Here is a 23646-nt window from a genome sequence, read left to right as displayed (position 1 = left end):
TCATCCATTCATACGACATCAGCAGCACGGCCTGGGCGATGTTGAGCGAGGCATAGGCCGGGTTGACCGGAAACGTGACAATCTCGTCGGCCAGCCCGACCTCCCAGTTGCGCAGACCGATGCGCTCGCGCCCGAACAAGAGACCGGTCTTTTCGCCGGCAACCTCGCGTCCGCGCAGAATTTCGCCCGCCGCCACCGGCCCGCGCACCGGCTTGTGGCCGTCGCGCGGCCGCGCCGTGGTGGCATAGACAAAATTCAGATCGGCAAGTGCGGCCTCAAGCGTGTCAAACACCACCGCACCGTCGATCACATGGTCGGCCTTCGCTGCCGCGCTGACCGCCTTGTCATTGGGCCAGCCATCGCGCGGATTGACGATGCGCAGATTGGAAAGCCCGAAATTGGCCATCGCGCGCGCCACCATGCCGATGTTTTCGCCCAGTTGCGGCTCCACCAGAATGATCGCCGGTCCGCCGGTGATGAGTTTGCGGTTTCTGTCAGTTCCTGCCACTACTTCGGTCCCCGGCGCAGCCGCAATCGCTGTGTTTCAGATGAGTAGCTCAAATCAGCCAAGGCAGGCTCCATTTTGGTCAGGCCGACAGCACTACGTCCGCGATGGCGTACAATCAAGGCTCGCCGCAACTACTGCAACAGGGCGAGCTTTGCTCACAGGCTAAAAACTGGCACAGCCAATCCCCAGCATGTTGTGCGTCCGCCACTGTTTTGTTATGAGAAGCGCCAACTGCACGGGCGGCTTCCGCCTCCCTCCGACAACCCCCTCAAAAGGTCCAACAAGCATGGCAAAGATCAAGGTAGCAAACCCGGTCGTCGATCTCGACGGCGACGAGATGACACGCATCATCTGGCAGTTCATCAAGGAAAAGCTGATCCTGCCCTATCTCGATCTGAATATCGACTATTACGACCTTTCGGTCGAGCACCGCGACGAGACCGATGACCAGGTCACCGTCGACGCCGCCAACGCCATCAAGAAGCACGGTGTCGGCATCAAATGCGCCACCATCACCCCGGACGAAGCCCGCGTCGAAGAATTCGGCCTGAAAAAGATGTGGCGCTCGCCCAACGGCACCATCCGCAACATTCTTGGCGGCGTGATCTTCCGCGAGCCGATCATCATGAAGAACGTACCGCGTCTGGTCCCCGGCTGGACCAAGCCGATCATTGTCGGCCGCCACGCCTATGGTGACCAGTACCGCGCCACCGATTTCAAGTTCCCCGGCAAGGGCAAGCTTTCGATCAAATTTGTCGGCGACGATGGCGAAACCATCGAGCACGACGTTTTCGACGCCCCCTCGGCCGGCGTCGCCATGGCGATGTACAATCTCGATGATTCAATCCGCGATTTCGCCCGCGCCTCGCTCAACTATGCGCTGATGCGCGGCGTTCCCTGCTACCTGTCGACCAAGAACACCATCCTCAAGGCCTATGACGGCCGTTTCAAGGATCTGTTCGAGGAAGTCTTCGAAGCCGAATTCAAGGACAAATACGCCGAAGCCAAGATCACTTACGAACACCGCCTGATCGACGACATGGTGGCTTCCGCACTGAAATGGTCCGGCGGCTACGTCTGGGCCTGCAAGAACTATGACGGCGACGTCCAGTCCGATATCGTTGCCCAGGGCTTTGGCTCGCTCGGCCTGATGACGTCTGTCCTGATGACCCCGGATGGCAAGACCGTGGAAGCAGAAGCTGCTCACGGCACCGTCACCCGCCATTACCGCCAGCACCAGAAGGGCGAGGAAACCTCGACCAACTCGATCGCCTCGATCTTTGCCTGGACCCGTGGTCTCGCCCACCGTGCCAAGCTCGACGACAATACCGATCTGGCCAAGTTCGCCGACACGCTCGAACTGGTCTGCATCCAGACCGTCGAATCCGGTTTCATGACCAAGGATCTGGCGCTGCTGATCGGTCCCGACCAGCCCTGGCTGTCGACCACCGGCTTCCTCGACAAGATCGACGAGAACCTGAAAAAGGCAATGGCCTGAGCAATGGCCGCCGGACCTGTCGTCACGCTCAAAAAGCTGTGGCGGCACAACCGGTGGCTAACCCTGTCTTTCCTGGTTACATTGACGCTGGCGCTGGTGTTCACCATTCGCGCCGGCGTTTTTTTTGTCTATTGGCAGCAACATCAGGACGAACCCATCGAAGGCTGGATGACGGTCCGCTACATCGCCCATTCCTACCGCGTCAATCCTGAAATCATCCACGATGCCCTCGAGCTTCCCAAGACCGGTCCGGACCGCCGGCCGCTGATCAAGATTGCAAGGGATCGTGGCCAGCCGCTTGATGAGCTGACTTCCGGGATCATCGAGGCAATCCCGAAGGACCGCGCATACCGCCGGTCGATTGATGGCATGCAGCCACCTCCCCCCTGGGCTCCCAAAGCTGCACCTGCGCCGGGTGTGTCCTCACCTGCCTCACCACAACCATGACCGGGCAATTGCTCGAATTCCTGACCGTCTACGGTCTTCCGGCTGCAGCCGTGCTTCTGGCAATCGGGCAGTTCGGTGTGCCGCTACCGACATCACTGGCGCTGTTGACGCTGGGCGCACTCGCCGCCAATGGCGACGCGGACCCGGCGGCAGCCTTTGTATGGGCACTGACAGGTACGACACTGGGTGACCAGGCAGGGTTCCTTACCGGCCGCTTCGTGGCTCAGTCCGCTGAGGACCGCCCCGGATTTCTCGGCGGCCTGGCGCGCAAGGCCCGCGCTGCCGAACCGCATATGGCGAAATGGGGTGGCAGCAGCGTCTTTTTCACGCGTTGGCTGTTTACCCCGCTTGGCCCCGCGATCAATATTGCCGGCGGTGTTGCGGGCCTGCACTGGGCGATTTTCACCGCCTGGGGACTGGCAGGCGAAGCCGTATGGATCTCGATTTACATCGCTCTCGGCTTCACCTTCGGCTCCAACATCGAAACGCTCGCAAGCATCCTGGGCAATCTGTCGATGGCATTGGCGATGCTGGCGCTCGCTGCATTTCTCGGCTGGCGGCTGCTGCTGGCAATCCGCAAAGCCCAGAACCGCTCGAAAATGGACTGAAGAGGATCATCCCGATGACCACGCCTGCGCCGCGTTCCAAACCCGATCAGGTCATTCTGACCGGAGCCGAGTACAGCGTCTACAGCCGCATCTGCCGGATCACGCTTCGCCTCAAGGACGTACCGCATGAGTTTGAAATGCTGGATGTCTTTGCCGAAAACGGCCCCGACAAAGCGCGACAGGAGGGCCATCCGTTCGGCAAGATCCCGGTGCTGCGTCATGGCGATCTGGTGTTGTTTGAAACACTCGCGATCACCCGCTACATTGATGACCGGTTCGAAGGCCCGCCGCTGCAGCCGGTAACCCCGGCCGATCGCGCCCGCATGAACCAGATCATCTCGATCGTCGACACCCGGATCTATCCCGTTATCGTCTGGGGGCTTCATGTCCCCAAATCGGAAGACCGGGAACCCGACCCGTCAATGATCGTCAAGGGCTTGGCAGCGCTTGACGCACTCGAGACACTCGCGCGGCACCCCTGGCTGTGTGGCGACGCGCCCACCCTGGCCGACGCCTATCTCGCGGCCTGCATGGACTATATTCTCGACAGCTCCGCAGGTAACCAGGTCTCGCAGCATTGCCCGCGGCTTGAAGCCTGGTGGCGCCACGCGCAGACATTGCCGGCGTTTTGCTGATGTACCGCCCGCGTCGAACGGGACAATCCTGCGGGACAAAACCCGGTCATGCCGGGCTTCAACGGCTTGAACCTCATCGGATTGCGATGGCCGGGCAGACGGCGCTGAGTCCCGGAGGACCCAACGGAAAACGCCCGGACAACACCGGGCGTTTGGCGATCATCACAAATCGCCGTTTCCATCATTCCCGGGCAATCAACCGATGGCGGCTGCCACCGCATCAATCGCGGCGTTGGCGTTGGCGCCGTCCGGGCCGCCGGCCTGGGCCATGTCTGGCCGTCCGCCGCCGCCCTTGCCGCCGATTGCCTCCGACGCCACACGCACCAGATCGACCGCCGACAGTTTGGAGGTCAGATCCTCGGTGACGCCGACCACGACGCTGGCCTTGCCGTCTTCGCTGACAGCAACAAAAGCCGCCACGCCGGAGCCGAGCGACGCCTTGGCGGCATCGACCAGTCCCTTGAGATCTTTCGCAGCCACGCCGGTCACCACCTTGCCGAGATATTTCACCCCGCCAACATCCCGGCTTTCGTCGCCGCCCGCGCCGCCTCCGCCAAGCGCCAGCTTCTTGCGCGCCTCCATCAGTTCGCGCTCGAGCTTCTTGCGCTCGTCGATCAGCGCCTCGATCCGGGCGGCTACATCACCCGTCTGCACTTTCAGCACTGACGCCGCATGCCTGAGCTTTTCATCCTGATCGGTGAGATGCCGGCGAGCGGCTTCCCCGGTCAAGGCTTCGATACGGCGCACCCCGGCGCTCACCGCGCTGTCGGACAGCACCCGCACCAGACCGATATCGCCGGTTGCCGCCACATGCGTGCCGCCGCACAGTTCCACCGAATAAGGCCGGTTGGACTTGACCCCGCGCGTAGCCGTGCCCATCGACACCACCCGGACCTCGTCGCCATATTTCTCGCCAAACAGCGCCATGGCGCCTTCGGCAATGGCGTCATCAACTGCCATCAGCCGGGTCGTGACCGGGCTGTTCTGCAGAATGATCTCGTTGGCCATGTCCTCGACTTCGCTGAGTTCGGCCGCAGTCATCGGCTTGGGATGGGACACGTCGAAGCGGAGCCGTTCGGGCGCCACCAGCGAGCCCTTCTGAGCCACATGGGTGCCCAGCACTTCGCGAAGCGCCTCGTGCAGCAGATGCGTGGCGGAATGGTTGGCGCGGATCTTGGCGCGCCGGCCATGATCGACCTCAAGCTGTGCCACGGCGCCACGCTTCACCGTGCCCGCGATCACCTTGGCGCGGTGCACAAACACTCCTTCTCCGCGCTTCTGGGTGTCGCTCACCTCAAGCTTGTAGCCCTCACCCGAAATCGCGCCCCGGTCGCCCATCTGTCCGCCAGACTCGCCATAAAACGGTGTCTGGTTGACCACAACATCGACCTCGTCGCCCGCTCCGGCGCTTTCCACCTGCGCGCCGTCACGCACCAGCGCCAGGATCACCCCTTCAGCGGTTTCTGTGTCATAGCCGAGGAAATCGGTGGCACCCGCCTTGTCCTTGATCTCGTACCAGATGGTCTCGGTGGCAGCATCGCCTGATCCGGACCAGTGCTTGCGCGCCTCCTCCTTCTGGCGTTCCATCGCTGCGGAGAAAGCCTCGGTGTCGACATCGACGCCGCGCTGCCGCAGCGCATCCTGGGTCAGGTCGAGCGGAAAGCCATAGGTGTCATACAACTTGAACGCGGTCTCACCATCCAGCCGGTCGCCTTCACCCAGATCAGCGCTGGCCTCGTCGAGCAGGCTGAGCCCGCGTTCCAGCGTCTTGCGGAAGCGGGTTTCCTCCAGCTTGAGCGTTTCCGAAATCAGCGCCTCGGCACGCAGCAATTCCGGATAGGCGCGGCCCATCTCCGCCACCAGCGTCGGAAGCAACCGGTACATCAGCGGATCACGCGCGCCGAGCAACTGCGCATGCCGCATGGCCCGGCGCATGATCCGTCTGAGCACATAGCCGCGGCCTTCATTGGACGGCAGCACCCCGTCGGCGATCAGGAATGCCGAAGAACGCAGATGATCGGCAATCACCCGGTGGCTGGCGCGGTTCTTGCCCTCGGCAGGCACCCCCGTGGCGTCTTCCGAGGCGGTGATCAAACGCCTGAACAGATCGATGTCGTAATTGTCGTGCTGGCCCTGCAAAAGCGCCGCAATGCGCTCGAGCCCCATTCCGGTGTCGATCGACGGCCGCGGCAATTCCAGCCGCTCGTCGGCCGTCTGCTCGAACTGCATGAACACCAGGTTCCAGATCTCGATGAAGCGGTCGCCGTCTTCATCGGCCGAGCCGGGAGGCCCGCCCCAGATGTGGTCACCATGGTCATAAAAGATCTCCGAACAGGGTCCGCACGGTCCGGTGTCGCCCATCGCCCAGAAATTGTCATTGGTCGGAATCCGGATGATCCGGTCTTCCGGGATGCCGGCGATCTTGCGCCACAGATCATAGGCGTCGTCATCGGTGTGGTAGACGGTGACCAGCAGCCGGTTCTTGTCGATACCGAAATCCCTGGTCAGCAGGTTCCAGGCAAGTTCGATGGCCTGGGCCTTGAAATAATCACCGAAGGAGAAATTTCCGAGCATCTCGAAGAACGTGTGATGCCGCGCGGTGTAGCCGACATTGTCGAGATCATTGTGCTTGCCGCCGGCGCGCACGCATTTCTGCGAGGTCGCGGCCGTCGAGTAGGGCCGATGCTCAAGTCCGGTGAACACGTTCTTGAACTGCACCATGCCGGCATTGGTGAACATCAACGTCGGATCATTGCGCGGCACCAGCGGACTGGAGGTAACAATTTCATGTCCGTTCCTCTTGAAATAGTCGAGAAACGCCGACCGGATTTCGTTCACGCCACTCATGATCAGCCCTTTGTCAGATAGCAGGCAGCACCCGGATTTCAATCACGGGCCCGCGTTTTTCAGTTCCACCGCGCAACTGGCAGACCGCCGCTTTTATCGCCCGTCCGGTTGCCTGTCCAGCCGCCAGTGGGCACCGCCAAACGAAAACCGGCCACCTGCTCCCCGAAAGGGCAGACGGCCGGCTGCATGACAAGAGGACCCAGGCAGACCAGATCCCCGATTACGCCAAATCCTACATTTCGGCGCTATCGGGCGTGCCGTCGTCCTCGCCCGCGCTGCGGTCTTCTTCCAGGAATTTCTCGGCAATCAGCCCGGCGTTCTGGCGGAGCGACAGCTCGATCTCGTCGGCCAGCACCGGATTGTCGCGCAGGAACTGCTTGGAGTTCTCGCGCCCCTGCCCCAGCCGCTGGCTGTTGTACGAAAACCAGGCACCGGATTTTTCGACAATCCCGGCTTTCACACCCAGATCGATCAGCTCGCCCACCTTGGAAACACCTTCGCCATACATGATGTCGAACTCGACCTGCTTGAACGGCGGCGCCATCTTGTTCTTGACCACCTTGACCCGGGTCTGGTTGCCAACCACTTCGTCGCGGTCCTTGACCGACCCGATGCGGCGGATATCAAGCCGCACAGAGGCGTAGAATTTCAGCGCATTGCCGCCGGTGGTGGTTTCGGGAGAGCCGAACATGACGCCGATTTTCATGCGGATCTGGTTGATGAAGATGACCATGCAGTTCGACCGCGAGATCGAGGCGGTCAGCTTGCGCAGCGCCTGGCTCATCAATCGCGCCTGCAAACCTGGCAGGCTGTCGCCCATTTCGCCCTCAATTTCCGCGCGCGGCGTCAGTGCCGCCACCGAATCGATCACCAGCACGTCAAGCGCGCCGGAGCGAACCAGCGTGTCGGTGATTTCGAGCGCCTGCTCACCATTGTCAGGCTGCGAAATCAAAAGGCTTTCCAGATCAACACCAAGCTTGCGGGCATAGACCGGATCAAGCGCGTGCTCGGCGTCGATAAAGCCGCAGATGCCGCCCTTCTTCTGTGCCTCGGCGATTGTCTGCAGTGCCAGCGTGGTCTTGCCCGAGCTTTCCGGCCCGAAAATCTCGATCACGCGGCCGCGCGGCAATCCGCCAATGCCCAGCGCGATGTCCAGCCCCAGCGAACCGGTCGGAACCGTCTCGATTTCGACCACGCCCTCATTGGCCCCGAGTTTCATGATGGAGCCCTTGCCGAACGAGCGTTCGATCTGGGCAAGTGCGGCGTCGAGCGCCTTGCTTTTGTCCACGGATTTTTCCTCTACCAGCCGCAAAGAGTTCTGTGCCATTTCATCCACCTTTAGGTTATCGTGCCGCCGCAAGCAATGAGTGCTCGATTTGGTTGTTTGTACTCTATTTGTTCCATTTTCGCAAGCCCTGCGCAACCACTTGAAACAACAGCGGAAATCATGAAATGTTCTTTTTTTGTTTCGAATTTTTCATGCTGAATGCGCCGACCCCTGCCCCGCAGGCGCGCGCAGGCCCGTTCACCGCGGCGATTCGGCGTCGCCGCAATATTTTGGGAGTATAGGTCATCGCCCGCATCCTTGCCATCGGCGGCGCCCACATTGACCGCAAGGGCTGGCTCGACAGCCCGCACCGGCCCGGGGCATCCAATCCGGGGCGCTGGGAAGCCGAGCCCGGCGGCGGCGTCTTCAACGCCAGCCGCAATCTCGCCCGGCTCGGTCACCAGGTCACGCTCGTCGCCCCGCGCGGCGGCGATGCTGCAGCAGACCTGGTCGCCCGCGCCGCCGTTGAAGCCGGCGTCGAGGATTGCCCGCTCACCTTTCTCGACCGGGCGACGCCGAGTTACTCAGCCATTCTCGAACCCGATGGCAATCTGGTCACGGCGCTGGCCGACATGGCGTTGTACGATCTGGTTCCGGCGCGGCGGCTGATCACGGCACGGATGCGCAAACGGCTGAGTGAAGCCGATCTGCTGCTGGTTGATTCCAACCTGCCGGAAAGCGCTCTGGCCGCGCTTGCCGGTGCTGCGGCTGAACTCGGATTGCCGCTGGCGGTGATCGCCGTGTCGCCCGCCAAGGTCGTGCGCTGGCGCTCAAGCCTGGACAAGATTGCCTGCCTGGCCATGAACAGCGCCGAAGCCGCTGCCTTGACCGGCGGGCAGTCCGACGGCCCTGGCGGGTGGCCCGGGTTGTTGTCCCGCGCAGGCCTTGCCGGCGGCCTGGTCAGCGCTGGCGCTGCCCCGGTCGCAGCCTTCACGGCGGTCGCAACCTGCGTCCTTACGCCGCCGCCGCTCGAAACGCTGGTGGACGTCACCGGCGCCGGCGATGCGTTGGCCGCCGGCTATCTGGATGGCTGGCTGTCCGGCGGATCGATTGAGGCCAATCTCACCCGCGGCATCGCGCTGGCGCGGCTCACCGCCGGCGTTCGCGGTCCGGTGCTCAATGATTTGTCGCCCGCACTGCTTGCACAGGCACAGGCCGCCATGGCACAGCCCGCGCCAAGCCAGTTCTAGATTTCAGGAGCCTCGCATGACCGGATCCATCAAGATCGAAACCACCCGGGACGTCGCCGACGCCTTGGCGCAAGGCCGTCCGGTGGTGGCGCTCGAATCCACCATCATCACCCATGGCATGCCCTGGCCGGGCAATCGCGACATGGCGCTTGAGGTCGAAGCCGTCATCCGTGCGGAAGGCGCGGTTCCCGCCACCATCGCCGTGATCGGCGGCCGCCTGCATGCCGGTCTCGATGAAGCGGCCATCACCGAACTGGCGCAAGCCAGCGACGTGATGAAGCTCTCGCGCGCCGATCTGGCCTTTGCGCTGGCTGAAGCGCGCACCGGCGCCACCACGGTGGCCGCCACCATGATGGCGGCGCATCTGGCCGGGATCCATGTGTTCGGCACCGGCGGCATCGGCGGTGTCCACCAGGGTGCGGAACAAAGCTTCGACATCTCCGCCGATCTCGACGAACTCGCCCGGACGCCGGTGATCGTGGTGTCCGCCGGCGCCAAAGCCATTCTCGACATCCCCAAGACGCTCGAAGCGCTGGAAACCCGCGGCGTCCCGGTGGTGGCTTATGGCCAGGACGAGATGCCGGCCTTCTGGTCGCGCAAATCGGGCCTCAAGGCGCCGCTGCGGCTCGATGAACCCGGCGCCATCGCGCGTTTCGAGATGATCCGCCGGGAACTTGGCGGTCATGGCGGCATGCTGATCGCCAACCCGGTGCCCCAAGCCGATGAAATTCCCGCAAGCGAAATGAACCGCCACATCGAGGCGGCGCTGGCCACTGCCAGGGCCAGAGGCATCGAAGGCAAGGCGGTCACCCCGTTCCTGCTCGGCGAAATCCTCACTCTGACCGATGGCGCCAGCCTGAAAACCAACATCGCACTGGTGCTCAACAATGCCCGCCTCGCCGCCCGCATTGCCACAGCTCTCACATCTGCAACACAATGATCGTCAGCCGTCGCCTGTCGTCATCTATCCAAGGACACGTCCAATGAAGCCAACCCGACGCACCGGCAGCGCCTTCGAGCGCGCCGAAGCCGCCTTCAAGTCAGCGACCACCAAGCCGGTTGAAGCCGCTGCCAAACCCGCAGCCGTGCCCGAGGGCAAGGAACTGGTTTCGCTCAGGCTCGACCGGGCCGTGCTCGAACACTTCCAGGAAGACGGCCCCGGCTGGCAGGATCGCATCAACGCAGCCCTTCGCGCCGCAGCCGGGCTCAAGAGCGCATAGTCGCGGTCAACTGGTGTGGACCAACAGGCCACGCCCTGTCTTGGCACAGGCTCAAAGAGCAAACGAAAAGACCCGGAAGCTCTCGCCACCGGGTCTGATATCGCCTCAAACGATTGGTCCGTCGCTGATCAGCTCAGCGGCGAGATCTGGATTTCCACACGGCGGTTGGCGGCGCGTCCCGCATCCGAACCATTGTCGGCGATCGGGCGGCTTTCGCCAAAGCCCTGCGTGTAGAAGCGGCGCGGGTCGTTGCCCTGCGAGATCAGATAGCTCGACACCGACTGCGCCCGCTGCTGCGAGAGCGTCAGATTGTAGCTGTCCGATCCGGTCGAGTCCGTGTGGCCCGCGACATCAACCAGCGAACGGTTGAATTTCTGCAGCACCAGTGCCACCGAATTGAGCGTGCCGTAAAATTCCGGCTTCACCGCCGACTGGTCGCTGTCAAAGGTGATGTTGGACGGCATGTTGAGCACGATCTTGTCGCCGACGCGGGTCACAGAAACCCCGGAGCCCTGCAACTGGGCCCGCAATTGCGCTTCCTGCTGGTCCATGTAGCCGCCGATAGCGCCGCCTGCCAGCGCGCCGATGCCCGCGCCGATCAGTGCGTTCTTGCGGTCGTCGCCGCCCGCAAGCGTCCCCAGCGCGGCGCCGCCGAGAGCGCCCAGACCCGCGCCTGCGGCAAGGTTGGAAACCTTCTGCTGTCCGGTATACGGATCGGTGGTGCAGCCGGAGACGAAGACGGCGGCAAGCGCCGCGATCAGGAGTTTGGATTTCATAATGGCCCCTCTTGGCAAAACTGGAAGTGCGAACCTTAGCGGAAAATGCGGCAGGATGATGAATATTTCATCACCACAGAATTAACCCTGTGCCGCGCGGCCTTGCCCCAGCCAACCCGCCAGCAAGCGAGTGGCCGGTGACGATGACGCCGTCGCCTGCACCTTCGTCGAAGGCCGAAAAATTCGCATCGCCATCGCCGACAACGGATTCGAAGAAATCGATTGAAAGACCGCCCTGGGAAGCTTGCGGAAAGCCAGCGCCCAGCGTCCAGCCATTCCAGAAATCGCTGCCCTCCGCCAGCGGATTGGGATTGTCCGTGCCGCGATAGGAGATGACCGTTTCGCCATTCCACTGATAGGCGATGGCGTAGAAGCCGGCGGCTTCGGAACCAAGCGGTAGGTCAACGTCAATTACGGCCGCGTTGCCTATTGTGCTGCCTGCTTCGCCAAGACCATCTGTATCTACGCTATCGACGACGTTCTGACCGTCACCAATGCCGGCATCATAGCCGCGATTGTAGGAATCCATGGCCAGGATTGCGAGCATCAACTCATTAGAAACGGTCATGACTATCTCCTGATAAAGTCGCCATGAGCAACGCGACGATTAAACGGAATATTCGTTGTTTGGCCCGTAGCGGGACCCAGCTTCGGTTCAGGGTATTCACTCAACCACCCCAACACCGCCTCCACCCGGCCCTTGGTCACCGGCTCGTCGGTGATCGCAAGCGTGATCGAGGAAAGCGTGTAGCCGGGGCCAAAGGTGGCGGCGAGATCATCGGGATCGACGCGGGCAACGCTCGCCGGGTCGTCGATGTCGGCGAAGGTGACCAGCAGGGGGTAAGCCTCGACCGGCAGAACAAGCGGCTCCTTCAGTCCGAGAATGGCCCGGCTGTTGTCCTTCATGCTGGCGCCGCGGCCATCCTTGTCGCGGAGCTGATAGAGAAGCTTGCTGTCCATGCCCTTGAGCAGCGCAAACAGATAGCGCCCGTTGCCGAGCTTCACCACGGGAGCTTCCCCCGTCAGTTTGAAGCCGCCACCTCTTGCATCGCCCACGATGAAGGGAATACCGCCGCTCCACGAGACTTCCATGACGCTTGCGCCGGACACTTCGCCATTCGGGGTTGCGACCGTGACCGTGACTTTCTGGTGCCAGGACCAGCTGCGGAAGCCGAGCATGTCACAACCCGCCAATGTCAGCATCAGGCTGGCAAGCAATGCCACCCCAATGACTGGGAATGTGCGGGTGGTTTGTCCATTTCCAATTCGCATCGGACTCATCGCGATCCCCGCCAGTTGCAACCTTGAGACGAACACCGAAAAGGCCGTCACGCAAGCCTGTCCACAGGGGAAGATGCCAATGTGGTTGACCGGTGGTTAGCACAGGCACCCCCTGCCCGTCCGTCAGGGCATCCGCCGCCTCGCGTGTCCACCCGGAGCGTCCGCCGTTGCTCTGGGCCTATTCGTCCAGCATTTCGCGCACGGACGTGGCCAGCTGCTTGAGCGAAAACGGTTTGGCGAGGAAGCCAAACTTGGCGTCGGCGGGCAGATTGCGGGCGAATGCGTCTTCGGCGTAGCCGGAGACGAAGATGAACTTCATGTCCGGATAGTCCTTGCGCAACTCGACCAGCAGCGTCGGTCCGTCCATCTCCGGCATCACCACATCGGAGACCACGATGTCGACCTTGCCCTCGAGTTCGGCCAGCACTTCCAGCGCTTCCACTCCGGTGCCTGCCTCATGCACTTCGTAACCGCGCGCCTCGAGCATGCGCTTGCCGCCTCGCCGCACCGCCTCTTCATCCTCGACCAGCAGCACCACCGCCGAACCGCCGGTCAGGTCTTCGGGTCCATCGGCAGCAATCTTCGCCTGCTTTGCCGCACCGGCTTCAAGCGCTGCAGCCGCTTCCGCCGCGGTCGCCGCCTTCTCGGCCTCATCCTCGACATGACGCGGCAGATAGATCCGGAAGGTGGTGCCCTTGCCGGGTTCGGATTCGGGATAGATATAGCCGCCCGACTGCTTGATGATGCCGTAGACCATCGACAGCCCCAGGCCGGTGCCCTTGCCCACATCCTTGGTGGTGAAGAATGGTTCGAAAATCTTTTCCATCACCTCGGAGGGAATACCGGTGCCTTCATCGGTAATCTCGATGAGCACATAATCGCCCACCTCCATGCCACGGTGATTGAGCCGTGCGGTTTCCTCGGCCTCGACATTCCGGGTCTTGACCGTGATTGTTCCGCCTTCGGGCATGGCGTCGCGGGCATTGACCGCCAGGTTGATCAGCACCTGCTCGAACTGGCCAAGATCGGTCTTCACCGGCCAGAGGTCGCGGCCGAATTCAAGCTCGAGCTTGACATTGGAGCCTGTCAGGCGGTCGACCAGCATCCTCAGATCGCCGATCACGTCGGTCATCGACAGCACCGTCGGCCGCATCGTCTGCTTGCGCGAGAATGCCAGCAGCTGGCGCACCAGCACCGCGGCGCGGTTGGCGTTGCGCTTGATCTCGATGAGGTCGGCGAAGCTCGAATCCGATGGCCTGAGCGACATCAGCAGATGATCCGCCGACAGCAAGATGGCGGTCAGCACATTGTTGAAATCATGCGCTATGCCGCCGGCAAGCGTGCCGACCGCATTCATCTTCTGGGTCTGCGCCATCTGCGCCTCGAGCGCCTTCTGCTCGGTGGTTTCCACAGCATAGATGATCGCGGCCTCTTCGGGCGTTTCTTCCGAGTGTTCGATCACCGCATTGACATAGAAGCGGAAATGCCGCTCGTCATTGTCCGCCCGGCGGCTGTCGATCGGCGTGATCTCGCCTTGCTTGTCGGCGGCCTGGCTGAGCGCATCCTGAAACGCCTTGCGGTCATCCTCGCGCAGCATGGTTTCCAGAAGCGCCCCGCGCTCCATGTCGTCGCGCGTCACCAGCCCGTGGAACATCTGCAGGAACGGGCCGTTGGTGCGCAGGATCTTGCCGCGCGCATCCACGGAGGCGATTGCCATCGGGGTATTGTTGAAAAAGCGCGTGAAGCGCATTTCCGCATTCGCCGCGTCATGCGCCCCGGTTCCCCCCTCCTCGCGGCTGATGACAATCGTCCGGCTTTCTCCGGGCGAGCCGTCCCGTGTCGCCGTCACCCTGTGCACAAGGCGCACCGGCAGGCTTTGGCCATTGGATTTCAAAAGATCGAGATCGAGCTGGGCCGTCCGGTTGAGGCCCGGCTCGGCCTGCACCGATTCCACAAGCGCCATGCCCGCGCCGGCCACCAGGTCGCGCAGCATGATCTTTCCGGGCGAGAACGATGTCAGGTCAATACCCAGCCAATCGGCCAGCGTGGCGTTGAGATAGACGATTTCGCCGGCCCGTCCGGCCGAGAAGAACCCCACAGGCGCGTGGTCGAGATAATTTATGGCGTTTTGGAGTTCCTTGAACACCAGTTCCTGCTCGGTGCGTTCATGACTGATGTCGGACAACTGCCACGCCATCAGCTTGCCATCAGCTTCCGCATTGGCGACAGGACGTCCGCGAAGCCGGTACCAGTGCCCGCTTGCGCCACTCTCCCGCGCCGCGCCGAGCGGCTGCGTCATGCGGAATTCCTCCTGCCCCTCCTGCCCGTCGCGCATCGCATTGGTCAGCCGGTAGACGGCTTCGGCGGATTCCTTGTGCCGTGACAGGATGGCCTCGATGGACTGCACATCGGAAGCGCTGGTCGAACCGGTCAATACGCCATAGGCATGGTTGGCGTAGATCACCCGGTCCTTTTCGTCGGTGACCAGCGTGCCCTCGGGATGGGTGTCGATGAAGGCCCGGGCCAGCGGATCCGCCGTGGCCTTCGGCATCACCACGACAAACCCGATCACGGTGGAAACCAGGAAGAATATCCCGACCACCGCCAGCACACCGAGTATGCCGAGCATCACATCGTTGTTGAGCCTGTCCTTGAACAGAAAGAATACAATCGACGCGCCAATCATCACAAGCGCGAGAAATACCAGCCTCGACACCGAGCGTGGTTTCGCGCTTCTGTCAACGAGCGCCGCCGGGGTAGCGGCCGCAGGGGTCGTCTCTGTCATGAATCGCTCTTTCGTCCCGCCACCGATCCGTCCGGTTTGAATCATATTCCGCTCTCGATGGAAAGCCCAAAGCCCAACATACAGCGCGGCTTGTCCTGTTTGCCGGCCAATTCCGGCATGGCTGTATCATCAAAGCCGGTCAAACGCAGTCACGCAAGACATACTGAACTGGAAATCTCCATCCACGGCTTGTGGTAGCCGTCGAAAAAACGTCAAATACAATCTGATCGCGACCCGGCACGGTGAATCGCCGCCATACCGGTCGCCGCGTATCGGCTCAAACGGAAGGACACCGGATGCCGGACAACATTTTTGGCGGTCAGGGTGCAACCCTGTTGACCGCCGTACTCATCGTTGCAATCGCGCTTCTGGCGCTGGTCGGGGTCTTCTGGGTCATCCGCTCCCGATCGTCATCGACCTTTATCCGCGGAGGCAAGAACCGCCAGCCCAGGCTTGCTGTGCTGGACGCAGCCGCTGTCGACACCCGCCGCCGTCTGGTGCTGATCCGGCGCGACGATGTCGAGCATCTGGTCATGATCGGCGGCCCGACCGATATCGTCATTGAAAGCCGCATCGTCCATCCCGCCGGTGGTGGCGACGTTTCGCCCCCACCCCGGCAGACTGCTCCGCCCCGCACCGAACCCGTCAACCGTCCCGCCCCTGCAGCCGTGCAACGGCAGGCAGCGCCGGCAAAACCGCAACCACGTCAGCCCCGTGCCGATCCCGCACCGGACCTTGCCCAGGCGCCGCCGCCCTTGCCTCAGGTTCCGGTTTCGCCTGCGGCAACCATCTCGGCCACAGCCGCAAGTACCGTCGGCTCGATCCGTGCCGAAGCCTCCGAGGTGCTCGAAAGCGCCAGAACCCGGGTGTTCGAAGAACCAAGCTTCGACGAACTCGCCTATGACGAATTGACCGCTGCGTTGGACACGACACTGCACCCGGAACCCGCCTCCGCTCCGGCCCCGGCCCCGGCCTCAACGACACCACCCCGCGAGCCCATGCAGGCTCACACACCGCAGCCCGCGGGATTGCAGCGTGCGACCGCCGCTCCGGCAGCTCCCGCACCAGCCGCACGTCCGGTCGCCGGTGATTTCGAATCGGTGTTGGCTGCCGAATTGTCCGATGATCTTTCGCTCGACATATCCGACGACGGTTTCTTCGACCCCCTGGAAGACCAGCCGCAACCGGCATCTGTCGAGAAGGATCAGGCCCAGGCGCCGGAAGTCATGCCGGACAGCCAGCCATCACGCGATTCGCTGGAAGCCGAGATGGAGCGGTTGCTTGGGGACTTGTCACGTAAGCCCTGAGCCCTGAGCCCTGAGCCCTTGAGCTTCGACCCTTGAGCTCATGAAACAGAAAAACCGGCGCGAGGCCGGTTTTTCAATGATCACCAAAGTGACAGGGCGGACCTATTCGTCGCGATAGACTTTCTCGCGACGCTCGTGGCGTTCCTGCGCCTCGATCGACAAGGTTGCGATCGGACGGGCGTCAAGCCGTTTCAGGCTGATCGGCTCGCCGGTTTCCTCGCAATAGCCGTAGGTTCCATCATCGATACGGGCCAGCGCCGCATCGATCTTGCCGATCAGCTTGCGTTGCCGGTCACGGGCACGCAATTCGATCGCTCGGTCTGTTTCAGATGATGCACGATCTGCCACATCGGGGTGATTGGCGCTTTCCTCCGCGAGATGGTCAAGCGTCTCGCGCGCCTCTTTGAGAATATCATTCCGCCATGCTGTCAGCTTCGCCCTGAAATAGGTCCGCTGTTTGGTGTTCATGAAATCCTCGTCTTCCGAGGGCACATAAGAGGAAAAATCGAAGTCTTCACTCATAACGATTCTCCCGGCAAAGCCATTTCGGGGGCTGTATAGCCAGACGGCCGCGCCGGTACAAGCGTTAAAGTCGTGTGTCACAGCAATTTCATCTATCGTCAAGAATCGCTCCATCGGCGTGAAAGACCCGCATGTTTCCTTCCGGTTTGATTGGTTTTTGGTGGTTTCAATGCTCATTTCAGACCCACTGAGGCGGCGCGAATACACACCCTCGCTCGCGATTGGTTTCATGCTGCACCGCACTTTGTGCTTTCGGTGAATTGAAGCTGGCGCGCAAATGCCTAAATTCGACCGATGAGCACAACACCCACAGCCGCCCTGCGCGTATTTCTCGTCCGCCATGCCCACGCCGGCTGGGCCGCGCCGGGCATTCGCGATTTCGACCGGCCGCTTGACGACCGGGGACATGAGGAAGCCGCACGGCTTGCCACGACCATGGCTGTGAACGGCTTCGAGCCGGATCTCGTCTTTTGCTCGAACGCCCGCCGCTGTGTCGAGACACTGGCCGTCCTGCGTACCGGCAAGCGCGGCGGCGTACCTCGCATCAAGCACAGCGACGCCCTGTATGCGGCCGGACATGAGGCCTATCTCGATCTCATCGGCTCGATTGCCGACGAAACCATCCGCTCCGTCATGATCGTTGGTCACAACCCGATGATCGAGGATACCGGCGAGGCCCTGGTTCACGCCAATCCCGCGGCCTATCTTCAGGCGATCGGCGACGGCTTTCCGACCGCCGGATTGCTGATCGCCGATTGCGCGGCAAGGGGTACTGGCGCGATTGATGGAAGCGCCAGATTCATAGCGCTGATGTCGCCTGTCGACGCCTGACGCCAGCACCGGAAACGCTCGCCGCGCTTTCAATCGCCTCCGCGCTCTCCTATATCGGCAACAGCAACTGGAGCAGACTGCAAAGTGTCATCGTCCATTACCAGCATTACCGATGAGGCGCTGATCGCCTTCGACACGCTTGCCGATCGCGCCGGCAATCTGATCCAGCCGACCCTGCGCCTCGGCGTCACCGGCCTGTCACGCGCCGGCAAGACCGTGTTCATCACCGCCCTCGTCCACAATCTGCTGCATGGCGGCCGCCTGCCGATGTTCGAGGCGGCTCACTCGGGCCGTCTGGCGCGGTCCTTCCTCGAACCGCAACCCGATGACGCAGTTCCCAGATTCCAGTACGAGGACCATGCCGCGCGGATGATCAGCGACCGCCTCTGGCCCGATTCAACCCGCGCCATCTCCGAATTGCGGCTGGTTATCGAGTATGAATCCGCCAGCGGCTGGAACCGGTTTTTCTCCGGCGGCAGACTGTGTCTCGATATTGTCGATTACCCCGGCGAATGGCTCCTCGACCTGCCCCTGCTGCGCCAGGATTTCGCTCAGTTCTCCTTGAACGCCGCCTCGCTTGCCCGCTCGCCCGCGCGCCACGATCTCGCCGCCCCCTGGCTTGAGAAAGCCAACTCGATCGACCCGCACAAAGCCGCCGATGAAACCGACGCGCGCGACCTTTCGAGGCTGTTCACCGATTATCTGCGCGCCTGCAAGACCGAGGACCGGGCGCTCTCCACCCTGCCGCCGGGACGGTTCCTGATGCCCGGAGACCTTGACGGCTCACCCGCGCTGACATTCGCGCCCTTGCCCAACATGCCCGATGGTCCGGCGCCAAAGGGATCGCTGATGGCGATGATGGAACGTCGTTACGAGAGCTACAAATCCGTCGTGGTCAAACCCTTCTTCCGCGAGCATGTCGCTCGCCTCGACCGCCAGATCGTGCTGATCGACGCCATGCAGGCGATGAATGCCGGCCGCGAGGCAGTGATCGACCTCGAACGCGCGCTGTCGGATGTGCTGTCCTGCTTCAGACCGGGGGGCGGCAATTTTCTCACCAGCCTGGTTTCGCGCCGCATCGACAAGGTGCTCATTGCCGCCACCAAGGCCGATCACCTGCATCATGAAAGCCATGACCGTCTCGAGGCGATTGCCCGCCGCATCGTCGAGCGCGCATCGACCAATATCGGCTCGTCGGGCGCAAATATCGAGGTGCTGGCGATGGCGGCGGTGCGGGCCACGCGCGAGGCGACCGTGGGCCAGGGCGGCGAAGACCTGCCGGTCATAGTCGGCACTCCCCTTAAAGGTGAGCGCATCGGCGATGAGCTGTTCGATGGAAAACGCAAAACAGCCATATTTCCCGGGGACTTGCCAGGAAATCCGGATTCATTCTTCAAAGCAGTTGATTCAGTTTCCCAACCGATGCTGCCGGAGATCAACATCGTCCGCTTTCGCCCGCCGCTGATCGAACAAAGCGAGAGTGGAGTGAAACTGTCCCTGCCGCATATCCGCCTTGACCGGGCGCTGGATTACCTCTTGGGAGACCGGCTCGCATGACCGACCGCGATCAGACTTCCCCTGCCCGCAGACCACGCGCCTTCGCAGTTGACGATCCCGACGCCAGCCGGGCCCCCGGCAGGCCGAAAAAAACCGCGGAGAAATCGCGCAAGCCCGCCGCCATGCCTGTCACCGTGTCAATGACGATGGAGGAAGACGATCCTTTCCTGCCGCCGCCGGACGTCGTCGATGCACTGACCCCGCCGCCCGCCACACCGCGACCGCGCCGCCTGACCGCCGGCAAGATCCTGACCGCGAGCCTGGGGTTCCTCGGCGCGCTGGCGCTGGGGATCTGGACAGACAGCCTGATCCGCGAATTGTTTGTCCGCCTGCCCTGGCTCGGCTGGGTTGCCCTCGTCGCGGCGGTGACCGCTGTCCTGGCCCTGCTGATGCTGGCCATCAAGGAGTTCATGGGCATCCGTCGCCTCGCCAGGGTCGCCAGCCTGCGTGAAGCCGTTGCCGCCAAAAGCAAACTCGCCACCGCCAGCGAAGCCCGTGCGCTGGGTGCCCAGGTGACCCGCCTGATTGCCGCCAATCCACTGACCGCCAAGGGGCGCAAGAGCCTCGCCTCGCTTGAGGGCGAGATCATCGACGGCCCGCATTATCTCGCCTTCGCCGAGCGCGAATTGATGGCGTCACTCGACAGGCAGGCGCGAACGCTGACCATCAACGCCGCCAGACGCGTCTCCGTGGTGACCGCCGTAAGTCCTCGCGCCTTTGTCGATCTCGCCTATGTCGCGTTCGAGGCGGTGCGGCTGATCCGAGCGATGGCCGAACTCTATGGCGGTCGACCCGGCACCATCGGCATGATCCGCCTGTCGCGCGATGTCATCGCCCATCTCGCCGTCACCGGCGCCATCGCTGCTGGTGACAGCCTGATCCAGCAAGTGGTCGGCCACGGGATCGCCGCCAAGCTCTCCGCCAGACTCGGCGAAGGCGTCATCAACGGGCTGATGACAGCGCGAATTGGGATTTCCGCCATGGATCTGTGCCGGCCGATGCCGTTTGCCGCGCTCAAGCGTCCGGGTATCGGTGATTTCATGTCGGATCTGGCAAGCTTCACCGGGAACACTGCGACCACAGAAAAAGCCGATCGCGGGCTATGATTTTCGCGGCAATTGTGGATAAGTCGAACCTGATTACGGTCCATTAACCATTCTGAGGCAGATTCAGGCCTCATTTTCAGCCGCAACAGGTGTGACCATGTATTCGAAGTTTCGCGTCCTTACACTCAGTCTTGCGGCAGCCGCACTGCTCTCGGCCCAGCCTGCGCTGGCCCGCGACAACGACAGCGTGTTCTTCGAATCCGTTGCCGGCGCCTGGAAGGGGCCGGGCGAGATCGTCGCCGGGAAATATAAAGGCACCAAATTCGTCTGCAATCTGAGTGGCGGCGAACATGACGGCAAGGCCGTTGGCATCACGCTGGACGGCTCCTGCCGGGTCGGTGTTTTCAACCAGAAAATGTCCGCCGTGATCACCCGCAAGGGCAAGAGCTACACCGGCCAGTTCCTCGATGGTTCCGCCGGCGACGGTCTCGACATCGTGTCCGGCAAGATCACCGGCGACCGGGCCGTCATGGGCATCAACCGCAAGACGCTGAATGGCGCGATGATCGCACGGCTCAACGATTCCGAAACGATGAACGTGACCATCTCGGTCAAGGTCGGCGAAGAGATGGTTCCGGTGATCGGCATGACCCTCAAGCGCGCCGTCCAGAAGATTGCCACCGGCGCACTGCGCTGAACCGGCTGCGCTAATCCTCGTCCCGCCACCAGTCACCTGACTGGCTCAGGGTCTCGATCCCTTCGGAATCCACCTCGCTCGACCAGTCCGCGATGCTTTGCAGGTTGACCACCGCCTGCGGGGCGATGTCGGCCAGCGGCACCATTACGAAGGCCCGCTCCGTCATGCGCGGGTGCGGCACCGTCAGGTCGGCGTGATCGGACAGGAAATCACCGTGCAAGAGCACGTCGAGATCGATGGTGCGCGGCCCCCAGCGATCGGTGCGAACCCGGTCGAGCTGCAATTCAATATCCAGACAAACCCGCAACAGCTCATGCGGATCGAGCCTGGTCTCCACCAGCACGCAGGCATTGTGAAACCACTCCTGGTCGGTCTTGCCCCAAGGCGGCGTCCGGTAAAGCCGTGACACGGTGCGCAACTGGATGTCGTCATGGGCATCGAGAAGCTTCAGCGCCCGCGCCATGGTCCGGCGCGGTTTGCCGATGTTGCCGCCAAGTCCGATGGCGGCGATGACGGTTTTTGGTTCAGGCACGATGCTCGACCGTCACTTCGACATGGTCGAGAATGCCCGGCACCGCGGCACTCGGCTTGCGCACGGTGATCCGGGCCAGCCGGATCTGGGGAAACTGCGCGCTCAGCGCCTTGGCGATATCCAGCGCAAGCACCTCGATCAGATAGCGCCGCTTGCCGGTGACAATCCTCTCGATCACGTTGAAGGCGACACCGTAGTGAACGGTTCCCTCGATCGAATCGGTTTGCAGGGCATCACCCGGATCAACCTCCAGCTCCGCATCGACAAAGAAGCGTTGACCCAGGAACTCCTCCTCGTCATGGACGCCATGCCGGGCGAAGAACGCGCAATTGACGAGACGGATGATGTAGCTGTCAGCCATGGCCGCGCTCCTTTTCGCGGCTGCTTTGAACCATCGCGTCGGCAACCGCAAGCCCGTCAATGTTGAAAGCGACATTGTGAACCCGAAACATCGCCGCCCCGGCCAGTCTGAGCGCCACGCTGGTGGCCACCGTACCGACATCGCGATCGGGCGCCTCGCGTCCGGTCAGCCCGCCGATGAAGCGCTTGCGCGAGGTGCCCGCGAGCAATGGCAGGCCCAGCGCGTGCAATTCGGTAAACCGAGCCATCAGTTCGAGATTGTCATCGGCGTCCTTGGCAAAGCCGAAGCCCGGATCGAGGACAATCTGATCCTCGCCGATCCCGGCCCTGCGGGCGATCTCGAGCGAGGACTTGAACCAGAACAACTGGTCCTCCACCAGATCTGGCAGACAGTCCCGGTCACGGCCGGTGTGCATGATCGCGACCCCGGCGCCTGCCTGTGCTGCAACCCGTGCGATTTCGGGCTCGCGTTGCAGCCCCCACACATCATTGATCAGATGAGCGCCCGCACCAAGCGCCAGCCTTGCCGTCTCCGCCCGCCAGGTATCCACCGAGATCAGCAATCCCTCACGTCCGCCCAGCGCTTCGATCACCGGCATGACCCGGCGCTGTTCTTCAAGCGCGGCCACCGGCGCTGCACCCGGACGGGTGGATTCGCCGCCGATGTCGATGATATCGGCGCCGGCCTCCGTCATCGCAAGCGCTGCGGCAACTGCGGCATCGGTGTCCGCCGAGAGCCCGCCGTCGGAAAAGGAGTCCGGCGTCACATTGAGAATCCCCATCACCCGCGACTTCGGCCCCAACTCCATTGTGGCGTTGCGGCCAAGCCGCAAGGTTCTGGGTTCAAACACGCTGCCTGGTGGTGATCGCATGGATTTGCCTTCCGGATGGCTGTGGCAATTTGGTTTGGGCTTCCTGTTGCATGCGCAGCCCCGATGGCGCAAGTTCCCCGCGCTATCCTTTGCAGCCGGAGACTTCAATGCGCGCCCCTTGTTTCGCCCTCACGGCGCTGATGCTGTGTCTGGCCCCGAATTCCGGCGCAGCCGAGCCGCAGATCGCCAAGACCTATTCCTACTTCACCATCAGCGGCAAAACCGGAGCGGACCTGGAACAGGAGTTTTCCAGGCTCGGCCCGATGCTCTCGGGCACTGGAACACGGCACGCAGGAGCCACCAGGATCAAGCTTGGCGGATCGGTCAACTATGAAAGCAGCGGCGGCAAGTGCCGCATCACCGAAGCTGTGGTCAAGCTCGAAACCCACCTGACCCTGCCGCGCTGGAAAGACCGCAAACGCGCCAACCGGGACATGGTGCTGATCTGGGACACGCTGTTTGCCGACATCAAACGTCACGAGGAACGCCACGCCGAAATTGCCCGCCAATACGCCCGCAAACTTGAAAAGTCGCTGGAAGCACTGCGGCCAGAGCGAACCTGTGCGAAAATGCAGGCCCGCGTTGATGCCACGACCACGAAGATCATCGAAAAGCACGCCGCCGATCAGGACAGGTTCGACCGCGTGGAGGCGGCGAGTTTCCAGCGGCGCATGACAAGAATGCTCGGATTCAGGCTCGACAAGCGGCGCAACGGCGGCTGAAGCCATTTGAGCGCAGTATGATTAATATGACGCATTCTGTTGGCTGAAACCCGCTACTCACTGCGTCGGGCGGCTTGA

At 62.4% G+C, this 23646-nt stretch carries 24 protein-coding genes; 13 read left to right on the top strand and 11 right to left on the bottom strand.

The genetic code is table 11. From position 1 onward, the window contains the following. Positions 1–508, bottom strand: a 508-nt coding sequence (locus tag ABJN75_RS07155; RefSeq protein WP_348438179.1) for an RNA methyltransferase, incomplete at its 3' end; no start/stop codon positions are given. 286 nt (positions 509–794) lie between these two features. Between ABJN75_RS07155 and ABJN75_RS07150 the strand changes: the two genes are divergently transcribed. The 4 genes from ABJN75_RS07150 to ABJN75_RS07135 are packed head-to-tail and all read left to right on the top strand — an operon-like array spanning position 795 to position 3696. Continuing rightward, positions 795–2006 carry an NADP-dependent isocitrate dehydrogenase gene (locus ABJN75_RS07150; protein WP_348438177.1) on the top strand — a complete coding sequence of 404 codons (1212 nt, stop codon included), beginning with the start codon at positions 795–797 and terminating at the stop codon, positions 2004–2006. 3 nt (positions 2007–2009) lie between these two features. Further along, positions 2010–2453 carry a hypothetical protein gene (locus tag ABJN75_RS07145; protein WP_348438176.1) on the top strand — a complete coding sequence of 148 codons (444 nt, stop codon included), beginning with the start codon at positions 2010–2012 and terminating at the stop codon, positions 2451–2453. Then, entirely contained in the window at positions 2450–3061 is a 612-nt protein-coding gene (locus tag ABJN75_RS07140; protein ID WP_348438174.1) for a VTT domain-containing protein, read from the top strand. Before ABJN75_RS07145 ends, ABJN75_RS07140 begins: the two co-directional genes overlap by 4 nt. A 14-nt stretch (positions 3062–3075) precedes the next feature. Continuing rightward, positions 3076–3696 carry a glutathione S-transferase family protein gene (locus tag ABJN75_RS07135; protein ID WP_348438172.1) on the top strand — a complete coding sequence of 207 codons (621 nt, stop codon included), beginning with the start codon at positions 3076–3078 and terminating at the stop codon, positions 3694–3696. A gap of 195 nt (positions 3697–3891) precedes the next feature. On the opposite strand, the gene alaS is transcribed toward ABJN75_RS07135, so the two are convergent. Next, positions 3892–6543 (bottom strand): alanine--tRNA ligase, encoded by a 2652-nt coding sequence (gene alaS, locus ABJN75_RS07130; RefSeq protein WP_348438170.1) that lies wholly within the window; start codon positions 6541–6543, stop codon positions 3892–3894. A 232-nt stretch (positions 6544–6775) separates the two neighbouring features. Further along, positions 6776–7870 (bottom strand): recombinase RecA, encoded by a 1095-nt coding sequence (gene recA, locus ABJN75_RS07125; protein ID WP_348438168.1) that lies wholly within the window; start codon positions 7868–7870, stop codon positions 6776–6778. Positions 7871–8115: 245 nt separating this feature from the next. Here recA and ABJN75_RS07120 point away from each other — a divergent pair, with 245 nt between their 5' ends. Genes ABJN75_RS07120 through ABJN75_RS07110 form a run of 3 tightly spaced genes read left to right on the top strand, consistent with a single transcriptional unit; the run spans position 8116 to position 10280 of the window. Next, positions 8116–9060 carry a carbohydrate kinase family protein gene (locus ABJN75_RS07120; RefSeq protein WP_348438183.1) on the top strand — a complete coding sequence of 315 codons (945 nt, stop codon included), beginning with the start codon at positions 8116–8118 and terminating at the stop codon, positions 9058–9060. A 16-nt stretch (positions 9061–9076) separates the two neighbouring features. Continuing rightward, complete coding sequence (locus ABJN75_RS07115; protein ID WP_348438166.1) at positions 9077–10000, top strand: pseudouridine-5'-phosphate glycosidase; 924 nt, start codon at positions 9077–9079, stop codon at positions 9998–10000. 43 nt (positions 10001–10043) lie between these two features. Further along, the gene (locus ABJN75_RS07110) at positions 10044–10280 is read left to right on the top strand and encodes a BrnA antitoxin family protein (protein ID WP_348438164.1); all 237 of its coding nucleotides are present in this window, start codon (positions 10044–10046) and stop codon (positions 10278–10280) included. Positions 10281–10408: 128 nt separating this feature from the next. On the opposite strand, the gene ABJN75_RS07105 is transcribed toward ABJN75_RS07110, so the two are convergent. The 4 genes from ABJN75_RS07105 to ABJN75_RS07090 form a co-directional block, all read right to left on the bottom strand. Then, entirely contained in the window at positions 10409–11056 is a 648-nt protein-coding gene (locus ABJN75_RS07105) for an OmpA family protein (protein ID WP_348438162.1), read from the bottom strand. A 70-nt stretch (positions 11057–11126) separates the two neighbouring features. Then, positions 11127–11624 carry a hypothetical protein gene (locus ABJN75_RS07100; protein WP_348438160.1) on the bottom strand — a complete coding sequence of 166 codons (498 nt, stop codon included), beginning with the start codon at positions 11622–11624 and terminating at the stop codon, positions 11127–11129. A gap of 2 nt (positions 11625–11626) precedes the next feature. Further along, positions 11627–12388 carry a hypothetical protein gene (locus tag ABJN75_RS07095; RefSeq protein WP_348438158.1) on the bottom strand — a complete coding sequence of 254 codons (762 nt, stop codon included), beginning with the start codon at positions 12386–12388 and terminating at the stop codon, positions 11627–11629. 127 nt (positions 12389–12515) lie between these two features. Beyond that, positions 12516–15122 carry an ATP-binding protein gene (locus ABJN75_RS07090; protein WP_348438156.1) on the bottom strand — a complete coding sequence of 869 codons (2607 nt, stop codon included), beginning with the start codon at positions 15120–15122 and terminating at the stop codon, positions 12516–12518. Between the two features lie 296 nt (positions 15123–15418). Between ABJN75_RS07090 and ABJN75_RS07085 the strand changes: the two genes are divergently transcribed. After that, positions 15419–16429, top strand: a complete 1011-nt coding sequence (locus tag ABJN75_RS07085) for a hypothetical protein (protein ID WP_348438154.1) — start codon at positions 15419–15421, stop codon at positions 16427–16429. Between the two features lie 102 nt (positions 16430–16531). Here ABJN75_RS07085 and dksA read toward each other — a convergent pair whose 3' ends face one another. Next, positions 16532–16951 carry an RNA polymerase-binding protein DksA gene (gene dksA, locus ABJN75_RS07080; protein ID WP_348438152.1) on the bottom strand — a complete coding sequence of 140 codons (420 nt, stop codon included), beginning with the start codon at positions 16949–16951 and terminating at the stop codon, positions 16532–16534. A gap of 294 nt (positions 16952–17245) precedes the next feature. On the opposite strand from dksA, the gene ABJN75_RS07075 reads away from it, so the two are divergent. From ABJN75_RS07075 to ABJN75_RS07060, 4 genes are all read left to right on the top strand, one after another. Further along, positions 17246–17782: a histidine phosphatase family protein gene (locus tag ABJN75_RS07075; protein WP_348438150.1), complete on the top strand. Its 537-nt coding sequence runs from the start codon at positions 17246–17248 to the stop codon at positions 17780–17782. Between the two features lie 84 nt (positions 17783–17866). Next, a complete protein-coding gene (locus tag ABJN75_RS07070) occupies positions 17867–19339 on the top strand; it encodes a YcjX family protein (protein WP_348438148.1) in 1473 nt (490 codons plus the stop codon). Beyond that, positions 19336–20445, top strand: a complete 1110-nt coding sequence (locus ABJN75_RS07065; RefSeq protein WP_348438146.1) for a TIGR01620 family protein — start codon at positions 19336–19338, stop codon at positions 20443–20445. The genes ABJN75_RS07070 and ABJN75_RS07065 overlap by 4 nt, the downstream gene beginning before the upstream one ends. A 97-nt stretch (positions 20446–20542) precedes the next feature. Next, positions 20543–21082, top strand: a complete 540-nt coding sequence (locus tag ABJN75_RS07060) for a hypothetical protein (RefSeq protein ID WP_348438144.1) — start codon at positions 20543–20545, stop codon at positions 21080–21082. A gap of 10 nt (positions 21083–21092) precedes the next feature. On the opposite strand, the gene folK is transcribed toward ABJN75_RS07060, so the two are convergent. Genes folK through folP form a run of 3 tightly spaced genes read right to left on the bottom strand, consistent with a single transcriptional unit; the run spans position 21093 to position 22783 of the window. Beyond that, complete coding sequence (folK, locus tag ABJN75_RS07055) at positions 21093–21614, bottom strand: 2-amino-4-hydroxy-6-hydroxymethyldihydropteridine diphosphokinase (RefSeq protein ID WP_348438142.1); 522 nt, start codon at positions 21612–21614, stop codon at positions 21093–21095. Further along, positions 21607–21975 (bottom strand): dihydroneopterin aldolase, encoded by a 369-nt coding sequence (gene folB, locus ABJN75_RS07050; RefSeq protein ID WP_348438140.1) that lies wholly within the window; start codon positions 21973–21975, stop codon positions 21607–21609. The genes folK and folB overlap by 8 nt, the downstream gene beginning before the upstream one ends. After that, complete coding sequence (folP, locus tag ABJN75_RS07045) at positions 21968–22783, bottom strand: dihydropteroate synthase (RefSeq protein ID WP_348438181.1); 816 nt, start codon at positions 22781–22783, stop codon at positions 21968–21970. Before folP ends, folB begins: the two co-directional genes overlap by 8 nt. Positions 22784–22953: 170 nt before the next feature. Between folP and ABJN75_RS07040 the strand changes: the two genes are divergently transcribed. Further along, on the top strand, positions 22954–23568 hold the full coding sequence (locus tag ABJN75_RS07040; protein WP_348438138.1) for a DUF922 domain-containing protein: 615 nt from the start codon (positions 22954–22956) through the stop codon (positions 23566–23568). Positions 23569–23646: the final 78 nt, after the last annotated feature.

It is taken from the genome of Hoeflea sp., assembly GCF_039975035.1.
In the GTDB taxonomy this organism is placed as follows: Bacteria; Pseudomonadota; Alphaproteobacteria; order Rhizobiales; family Rhizobiaceae; genus Hoeflea.
Note: the sequence above shows the minus strand (reverse complement) of the source record. Positions and strands in the feature narration are given on the sequence as shown.

What these genes read in the sequence shown, in the direction of transcription:
- ABJN75_RS07140 (WP_348438174.1), top strand. Translation starts at nt 2,450, where the DNA reads ATGACCGGGCAATTGCTCGAATTCCTGACCGTCTACGGTCTTCCGGCT.
- dksA (WP_348438152.1), bottom strand. Translation starts at nt 16,951, where the DNA reads ATGAGTGAAGACTTCGATTTTTCCTCTTATGTGCCCTCGGAAGACGAG.
- folB (WP_348438140.1), bottom strand. Translation starts at nt 21,975, where the DNA reads ATGGCTGACAGCTACATCATCCGTCTCGTCAATTGCGCGTTCTTCGCC.
- ABJN75_RS07105 (WP_348438162.1), bottom strand. Translation starts at nt 11,056, where the DNA reads ATGAAATCCAAACTCCTGATCGCGGCGCTTGCCGCCGTCTTCGTCTCC.
- ABJN75_RS07040 (WP_348438138.1), top strand. Translation starts at nt 22,954, where the DNA reads ATGCGCGCCCCTTGTTTCGCCCTCACGGCGCTGATGCTGTGTCTGGCC.
- recA (WP_348438168.1), bottom strand. Translation starts at nt 7,870, where the DNA reads ATGGCACAGAACTCTTTGCGGCTGGTAGAGGAAAAATCCGTGGACAAA.
- ABJN75_RS07085 (WP_348438154.1), top strand. Translation starts at nt 15,419, where the DNA reads ATGCCGGACAACATTTTTGGCGGTCAGGGTGCAACCCTGTTGACCGCC.
- ABJN75_RS07115 (WP_348438166.1), top strand. Translation starts at nt 9,077, where the DNA reads ATGACCGGATCCATCAAGATCGAAACCACCCGGGACGTCGCCGACGCC.
- alaS (WP_348438170.1), bottom strand. Translation starts at nt 6,543, where the DNA reads ATGAGTGGCGTGAACGAAATCCGGTCGGCGTTTCTCGACTATTTCAAG.
- ABJN75_RS07145 (WP_348438176.1), top strand. Translation starts at nt 2,010, where the DNA reads ATGGCCGCCGGACCTGTCGTCACGCTCAAAAAGCTGTGGCGGCACAAC.
- ABJN75_RS07065 (WP_348438146.1), top strand. Translation starts at nt 19,336, where the DNA reads ATGACCGACCGCGATCAGACTTCCCCTGCCCGCAGACCACGCGCCTTC.
- ABJN75_RS07100 (WP_348438160.1), bottom strand. Translation starts at nt 11,624, where the DNA reads ATGACCGTTTCTAATGAGTTGATGCTCGCAATCCTGGCCATGGATTCC.
- ABJN75_RS07135 (WP_348438172.1), top strand. Translation starts at nt 3,076, where the DNA reads ATGACCACGCCTGCGCCGCGTTCCAAACCCGATCAGGTCATTCTGACC.
- ABJN75_RS07075 (WP_348438150.1), top strand. Translation starts at nt 17,246, where the DNA reads ATGAGCACAACACCCACAGCCGCCCTGCGCGTATTTCTCGTCCGCCAT.
- ABJN75_RS07110 (WP_348438164.1), top strand. Translation starts at nt 10,044, where the DNA reads ATGAAGCCAACCCGACGCACCGGCAGCGCCTTCGAGCGCGCCGAAGCC.
- ABJN75_RS07060 (WP_348438144.1), top strand. Translation starts at nt 20,543, where the DNA reads ATGTATTCGAAGTTTCGCGTCCTTACACTCAGTCTTGCGGCAGCCGCA.
- folP (WP_348438181.1), bottom strand. Translation starts at nt 22,783, where the DNA reads ATGGAGTTGGGGCCGAAGTCGCGGGTGATGGGGATTCTCAATGTGACG.
- ABJN75_RS07150 (WP_348438177.1), top strand. Translation starts at nt 795, where the DNA reads ATGGCAAAGATCAAGGTAGCAAACCCGGTCGTCGATCTCGACGGCGAC.
- ABJN75_RS07090 (WP_348438156.1), bottom strand. Translation starts at nt 15,122, where the DNA reads ATGACAGAGACGACCCCTGCGGCCGCTACCCCGGCGGCGCTCGTTGAC.